The sequence below is a fragment of the Campylobacter sp. BCW_4341 genome, from assembly GCF_001764255.1.
Classification (GTDB): Bacteria; Campylobacterota; Campylobacteria; order Campylobacterales; family Campylobacteraceae; genus Campylobacter_D; species Campylobacter_D jejuni.
In genome coordinates this window covers 108190-115771 of record NZ_MKAH01000023.1, presented here as the reverse complement: position 1 = coordinate 115771, position 7582 = coordinate 108190, and the positions used below count along the sequence as shown (strand labels likewise).

Annotated in this window: 5 protein-coding genes and 1 pseudogene; 3 read left to right on the top strand and 3 right to left on the bottom strand. The window is 26.9% G+C overall.

Going from position 1 to position 7582, the window contains the following annotated elements:
* Positions 1 to 1124: cache domain-containing protein (locus AJN70_RS04045; protein ID WP_261669694.1), on the bottom strand; the 1124-nt coding region annotated here is incomplete at its 3' end.
* Positions 1125 to 1360: 236 nt separating this feature from the next.
* Here AJN70_RS04045 and AJN70_RS04040 point away from each other — a divergent pair.
* Genes AJN70_RS04040 through AJN70_RS04030 form a run of 3 tightly spaced genes read left to right on the top strand, consistent with a single transcriptional unit; the run spans position 1361 to position 3914 of the window.
* Positions 1361 to 2251, top strand: a complete 891-nt coding sequence (locus AJN70_RS04040; protein ID WP_070295507.1) for a metal ABC transporter solute-binding protein, Zn/Mn family — start codon at positions 1361 to 1363, stop codon at positions 2249 to 2251.
* A 12-nt stretch (positions 2252 to 2263) separates the two neighbouring features.
* Positions 2264 to 3118: an ABC transporter ATP-binding protein gene (locus AJN70_RS04035; protein WP_070233933.1), complete on the top strand. Its 855-nt coding sequence runs from the start codon at positions 2264 to 2266 to the stop codon at positions 3116 to 3118.
* Entirely contained in the window at positions 3111 to 3914 is an 804-nt protein-coding gene (locus AJN70_RS04030) for a metal ABC transporter permease (RefSeq protein WP_052858950.1), read from the top strand. The genes AJN70_RS04035 and AJN70_RS04030 overlap by 8 nt, the downstream gene beginning before the upstream one ends.
* Here the strand turns inward: AJN70_RS04030 and AJN70_RS04025 are convergent.
* Together AJN70_RS04025 and AJN70_RS04020 are read right to left on the bottom strand one after the other, a co-directional pair.
* Positions 3903 to 5231 (bottom strand): McrC family protein, encoded by a 1329-nt coding sequence (locus AJN70_RS04025; protein WP_070233935.1) that lies wholly within the window; start codon positions 5229 to 5231, stop codon positions 3903 to 3905. The genes AJN70_RS04030 and AJN70_RS04025 overlap by 12 nt on opposite strands.
* Positions 5224 to 7564, bottom strand: a pseudogene (locus AJN70_RS04020) (McrB family protein). Before AJN70_RS04020 ends, AJN70_RS04025 begins: the two are co-directional and overlap by 8 nt.
* Positions 7565 to 7582 lie beyond the last annotated feature (18 nt).

Genomic DNA, 7582 nt, shown 5'->3' with positions numbered 1-7582 from the left:
TTAACAGCTTGATTGTCTTGTTCTAAACCTTTTTTAGTAGCAAGGATGTTTTCGTTGATAGCACTTGAGATTTGTCCAAATTCATCATTGCTTTTTACTTCTATAGTAGAAACATTTTTTGTTTTATGGTTGATGAAGTCAAAGAATGAAGCCAAACCTGTTTGGATAGCTGCAAGTGGAGAGAGATATTTTGATACGATGAAATAAAGGAGGATGACGCTAATAATACTTGTAAAAATAACAATCGCAGTTTGTATAAATGCAATTTTATAAACTGGAGCTTCTATTTGTTCTACTGGTTCTCCAACGCAAGCAGTATAAATTCCAGAAACTTTTGCACACACAGCAAATCTTTCACTATTATCTTTTGGTCTAGTATACTCAAAAGGTTCAAAATCTTTCTTGGTTTTTGCAAGATTTGCAATTGCACTAATATCATAACCTTGTTGTAAAAGAGCTTTGTCTGTAGAAACAAATACTTTATTTTCTTCATCAAATACAAAAGTTCTACCTGGTAAATTTTCAAATTCAGCTTGCAAATCTGCTGCAAGAACATCTACGGCCAAAACTCCTATAAATTTACCATCTTTATAAAGCGGAATAGAATATGTAAAGCAAGGTAAATTTGTAGTTACATCAATATAAGATGGGGTAATATAAAGTTTATTTGTTTTAACTGCTTCTATATAATATTCTCTTGTTCTAGCATCATAATTATCAGCTTTTCCATAAGTTCCAAAATCTAAATTTTTAGCATCAGAGTCTGGATCGCTTACAACAAGTTCGCCACTTGGTTGAGCAATATAAACTGCTAAGAATCTTCCAGCATCTCTAAAATTCTTTAAATCTTTTCCAACATAATGCATTAAAGCATCTTGACTATCTAACTGTTCTACAGGATGCTTTAAAATACTTTTAGCCAAACTTTCAAGAGCTAAAGAATTTCTTGCCTTAAAAGACTCCATAGAATTTTTAGCCGTTTTAACATAATTTATTTCAGCATTCACAACTTCATGAAAAATTGCTTGCTTTACAAATATAAATGTTACAACACCTAAAATTATCAAACACACTACTGCGATTAAATTTGCAATCAGTGAAACCTTCAATTTTACGCTTTTCATAATTTAAGCGCTCCTTTCTAATATTATTTTATAGGGATATTTACATAAAGTTTTAGAATTATAAATTAAAAAATTTAAATTTTTACTTAAATTTAAAAGTTATAAAAAATTAATTTAATTAATATTAAATTAATTTATATTTATTATTTTTATTTAAATAAATATCGCTTCGAAAATTCTATGTATTAAGCTTAATATCGTTATAATTTAAAAAAATTTATATCAAAGGAAATATTTTGAAAAAAATTATATTATTTATCTTATCTTTAGGGATATTTTATACTTTCACGCAAGCTAAAAACTTCGAACAAGATCAAAATAATAACAGCAATTTAGTTAGTGTCAGTATAGCACCTCAAGCATTTTTTGTTAAAAAAATAGCCGCAAATACTCTAGATGTCAATGTTATCTTACCTCCAAATAGCAATGAGCATAATTTTGAATTTAAACCAAGCACTATGAAAAAACTTGAAAAAAGTGATATTTATTTCACCATAGGCTTAGAATTTGAAAAAGTTTTTACGGATAAATTTAAACAAAATTTTCCAAAACTTCAAGTTGTAAATATGCAAAAAAACATAGCTTTGATTCAAACTCATGATACACACGAACACTCTCATGAGCATGAACACCACGAACATGAGCATTTTGATCCTCATACTTGGCTAGATCCTATTTTAGTCCAAACTATGGCTTTAAATATTTATGACGCCTTGATTCAAAAATATCCACAAAATAAAAATTTATATAAACAAAATTTAGATAAATTTTTAGCAGAATTAGATAGTTTAAATTTACAAATTGCCTCAAAATTAGAAAAATTAAAAAATAGAGATTTTGTAGTTTATCATCCTTCTTGGACATATTTTGCAAAACGCTATAATCTTACGCAAATTCCTGTAGAAATTTTAGGCAAAGAACCAAAAAGCAAAGATTTGCAAAACCTTATTACTCTAATAAAAGATAAAAATTTAAAAGTCATTTTTGTTCAAAATGGATTCCCTGAAAATGCAGCAAAAACACTTGCTAAAGAATGTAATGTAAAAATTTACAAAATAGATCATTTATCTTATGATTGGGAAAATGAGCTTTTAAAAACTGCTGATGCCTTTTCTCATAATTTATAATCAGGCTTTTTGATGCTTTTTTTTGAAATTTCTAATCTAAACTACGCTTATGACAATGAAATCATCTTAAAAAATATCAATCTTAGCTACGACAATAAAGACTTTCTCTCTATCATAGGTCCAAATGGCGCAGGAAAATCAACACTCGTAAAACTTATCTTAGGACTTTTAAAATCCAAAAATAAAATCCATTTCAAAGCTCTTCAAAGAAAAGAAATAGGCTATGTTCCTCAACACACTCTAGCCAATCCTAATTTTTGTCCAAGAGTGCTTGAAATCGTTCTTATGGGACTTTTAAGTAAAAAAATTTTTGGTTTTTATGGGAAAAAAGATAAAGAAAAAGCTATGCAAGCTTTAAGAAGCGTAGGAATGGAAAAATTTTGGAACAAAACAATTGATTCTCTAAGCGGAGGACAAAGACAACGTGTTTTTATCGCAAGAGCCTTAGCTAGTGAATGTAAGATGCTTATTTTAGATGAACCTACCGCAAGCGTTGATAACAAGTCTGCTATACAAATTTTTGAACTTCTAAGCTCTTTACACCAAAAAGGCATGGGAATTTTACTCATTTGTCACGATATCAACCTTGTATTAGCTTATAGCGATAAAATTGCACATTTAAACAAAGAACTTTTCTTGCATACCAACACTAAAGAAAAAGAAAAAAGTTCATTTTTAAAACATTTATACGAAAACCATTCTCATTTTTGTGATGTAGAAATGAGTTTAAATACTTGTTTTTGCGATGAAGAAAATTGCGATAGTAAAAAACTATGCGAACAAGAATTTACAAGAAGAAATTTGAAAAAAACAGAATTTAAAAAAGAAAATTTTTGTTTAAAATTTTCAAAGGAAAATAATGCTTGAAATTTTAAATTTCACCTTTTTTCAAAACGCTTTACTAGGAGCGATTTTAGTCAGTATAGCCTGTGGAATCATAGGTACTTTGGTGATGATAAATCGCCTTTTTTCTATGGCTGGAGGTATAACACATGGAGCTTTTGGTGGTATAGGCATAGCTTTTTATTTTTCTTTACCTATTTTATTAAGCACGGGAATATTTACTTTATTTTTGGCTTTTTTAGTAGCTTTTTTAGCTAAACGCTATGAACACAGAAGTGATAGTATTATCGCTGTAATCTGGGCTTTTGGAATGGCTGTTGGGATTATTTTAATCGATTTAAGCCCTAGTTATAACACAGATTTAATGGCTTATCTTTTTGGAAGTATTTTAGCTGTAGGAACACAAGATTTATGGCTTATGGCTTTGGTTGATAGCGTGGTGGTTCTTTTGATCTTTTTATTTTATAGACAATTTGAAGCATTAAGCTTTGATGCGGAATTTGCAAAAGTTCGTGGTATCAATACAAGTTTTTTTCATTATCTTTTAATCGCCCTTATGGCTTTTTGTATAGTTATTTCTATACGCCTTGTAGGGCTTATTTTGGTTATGGCTTTGCTTAGTATCCCAAGCTTTATTGCTGAAAATTTCACTAAAAGACTTGGCTTTATCATGATTTTGGCAAGTTTTTTAAGTATGATTTTTTGTGTTTTAGGACTTATACTTAGCTATTATCTTAATCTCTCAAGCGGTGCTTGCATCATAGCTGTAGCTTGTTTTAGTTTTTTAGTGCATTTGATAGGCAAATTTTTAAAAAGGTAAAGGTGCAAAACACACTTGCACTTTTATATCTTTTTGCCCTTGTTCTTTAAAATACAAATGTTCGCTTGCTTTAAAAACAAAAAATTTTTCTGCGATTTTTCTTTGTAAATCTTGAGTTTTTTCACATAAAGGATACACAAGTTTAATATCATAAATTTTAAATTTGCAAGCATAAGCAAACATTTGATATAAATCGCTTTGTTCTATGCCCTGCTTTTTATCTTCATCACTATCTGGAATTTTCCACTTGGTATCTAAAATCATTTTATTTTCTATATATAAATCAGGCTTTAACATGAAACAATTTTCATCATTTTTTGAGATTAAATACTTTCCATTGTTTTGAACTTTAATATCTTGAGTTGGATTTGCTTTTTTTAGCATATAAGCTACATAATCTTCAAAAATTTTCTCCATAGGAAAAAGCAAAGCAAAAGCTTCATTTTTACCATGATAAGGCATAAAACTTTCATTTTTTAAGAAAATTTTACACCACAAAAGCAAGTTTTCATAATAATCAAAATGTCTTGAAATTTTATAACTAAAATCTTTTTCATAATTTTTAGAAAATTCTACCTCATCGAGCATTTGCATAGATTTTATAAGTCTAAATTTATTCAAACTTGTTTTGGATTTTAAAAAATTTAGCGTTGATTTTATCAAACGATTGGGTGCTATATCTAAAACAAACTCATCATTGCTTGTAAAAAATCTTTCTTTGTGTATCAAATTTTGCTTGATATGCTTGTTAAATAGTAATTTTCCCTTTAAAAAAGCCCTATTTTCTTCGCAACTTAGATAAGATCTCATCAAGCCTTTTTTATACACGCTATCAAATTCATCTAAAAACATAGTGATAAACACTTCAAATAAAGGAATTTTAGAACTTTGCAAAGATGAAATTTGCGATTTTTTAAAGGGGGAGTTTTTTAAGGTTTTTAGCATATTTATCAAAAGATTTTTGGGATTAAATTTAAAATCTTTTTCATAAAAATCATTATTTTTAGAAATATTGTCTAATTCATAGTATCTTTTTAGTTTTTCTTTATCGTGATTTGAAGAGCTATCTTCTTTTTTATAGCTATCTAAATTCGTGCATTTTGGCAAGATCTCCAAAACCCCACTTTTAGTCTGTATAATGCCGACATAATTTTTAGCTTTTAAGGTATTTTTATTTTTAAAGCCTAGAAGATTTTCATTATTTTTTGCAAAATCTTCTAGCTCTTTATAAAACCCTTCGGCCTTTTCTTTGAAAATTTCTTTTAAATCTTCTTTAGAAAAAGCTTGGTGTTCGATGATGGAAAAAGTGCTATTCATTTTCGTTTTTTAATTTATTTGCTATTTCATCATTATAAATTGCTTGATATATTTCTATTTTATCCCAAATTTTATCATCAAATGAAGCAATATTATAAATACTTCTCTCGCTATTAACACTATCTAGATTTTTTATTTTTTGAAGATATTTATCATCTTTTTTATCTTCAAAAATCATACCATTATCATTTAAAACCGCATTAATCAAAGCATAATCATTATAAAAATACTCTTGCAAAAGCGGGATAATTTTGTTTTGAAAAATACTTTTTAAATCATTTAAATTTTCAACACCTATAAAAAATGCGTGTCCTATGGTTTTTTCTCTATCTAGTAAATATTCTATACGAGTGTTTATAGCTTTTAATAATTCTTGTAAATTAATACCTTCGCAATCCATAGATAATTTGCTCACATCAGGCATCATCTCAATAAATTCAAAGCGTCTTCGCAAAGCTGTATCAAGAGAAGTTATGCTTCTATCGGCTGTATTCATAGTGCCTATGATATAAACATTTTTAGGCACTCCAAATTTTTCACCGCTATAAGGCAAAGTCACTTTTAACTCTTCTTTTTCACCTATCCTTTTACTAGGCTCTATCAAGGTTATAAGCTCACCAAAAATCTTACTTACATTACCACGATTAATCTCATCTATGATGATTATATAAGGTTTTAAAGAATTATCATTGTTTTTATTATTTTCAATCTTTGCAGTTAATTGTTTTTCATATGCTTTAAATTTTTTCACTAAATTAAAGTAATAAGTATGAGTTCTATCAGCATAATCTCTATTAAATACCTTTTTAAACATTTCAGTAGCATTGTTAAATTCATCTTTGCATTTTAATAACTCCATAAATATAGATAAATTTAAATTAAAAATTCCATCGAATCTCTCTATGCCTTCACTATAAATCACAATTGTTTTATTATCAATTTCAATAACAAAGAAATTTCCACCCTTTGTTTTACCAATAGGCTCATTTGTTTCCAAAAGCCAATTTAAAAAATTTTCAACCTTTTCTTTTAATTCTATTTTTTTATTCAACTCATCTGCATTTAAGATACTATTCTCATAATTATCCAAAGCTTTTTCGCAAAGTTCTTTAAAAATTCCATCTTTTATTTCATATTCTATTTCTTTAGAATTTTCTTCACTATCTATGCGAGGCTTTATACCTTCTACAAATTCTTCATATCCATAGCTTTGATGAAAAGTAGTAAATACTATTTGTCCCTTTTTGACATACTCATCAAATTTTGCTTTTTTGTCATCTCTACTTTCTAAATTTTTGCCCAAAATTTCCAAAGCTTTATCTATAGTATGATAAGTTTTTCCTGTCCCTGGAGACCCATAAAAAATTTGATTTAAGGGTATAATTTTCATATTTGATTCCTCAGATTGCACTCTTTCAGTTATAAAAATATCTTGTTCATAATAATCAATCAAAAAAGCTCTATAATAATTCAATGCACTAGAATTGCTGTTTTTTAACTTAAATTCTTCATTTTTATTTAATTTATTTATATTTTGATCAAAACTAAATAAATCACAACTATATAGATTTTCTTTTAAAAATTCTTTTGATATATTTTCTATAACTTGAATATATTTATTTATAGTATTTTTATCTAATTTCTTTTTATTTAAATATTCACTAAATAAATTTTTCATTTTATCTATATAATTTTGACTATTCATGCCATATTTATTCCATAAAGGAATAGCTATATTTTCTATCATTTTAACTAATGATAAATTTTTATTCTCTAATAATTTTTTATGTATTTGATATATTTTTAATTTTTCTTTAAATTCATTTAAAGATATTAAATCTAAAACATTTTTAGAAAAAATATTAACTATTTTTATATTCTTTACATCTTGATAATGAAAAGCTATTTTCCATTTAATTGCATCCCCAAAATCTATTTTTTCTATAGTTTTTAAATTATTATCTTGACTTGCTTGTATTATTTGTATGATTTTTTCTTTGATATTATTAAATGCTTCATTTTCATTATTGCCATATTTAGCAATCCAAGCATAATTTTGACTATATAATCTACCACTAGAAGATTCTTTCTGACTTTCATCATTTCTTCTATATATACCAAATTTAAAAGCTGAGCCACCCCAAATACTTCCTAGATTATCCAATTTGCTTTCTATCCAAAAAGTAAAATCATCTCTATTTGGATTATCTTTTTTAATGTTAGTATATTCTTCAAGAGTCATATTTTTAACTTTTTCTAAAGTCCATACTTCTTGAAAATTTAAAAAGCCATCAAGCATTTCTTGTAATTTTTTTTTCATCTAAATTCCACATTACCAAATCCTTAAATTA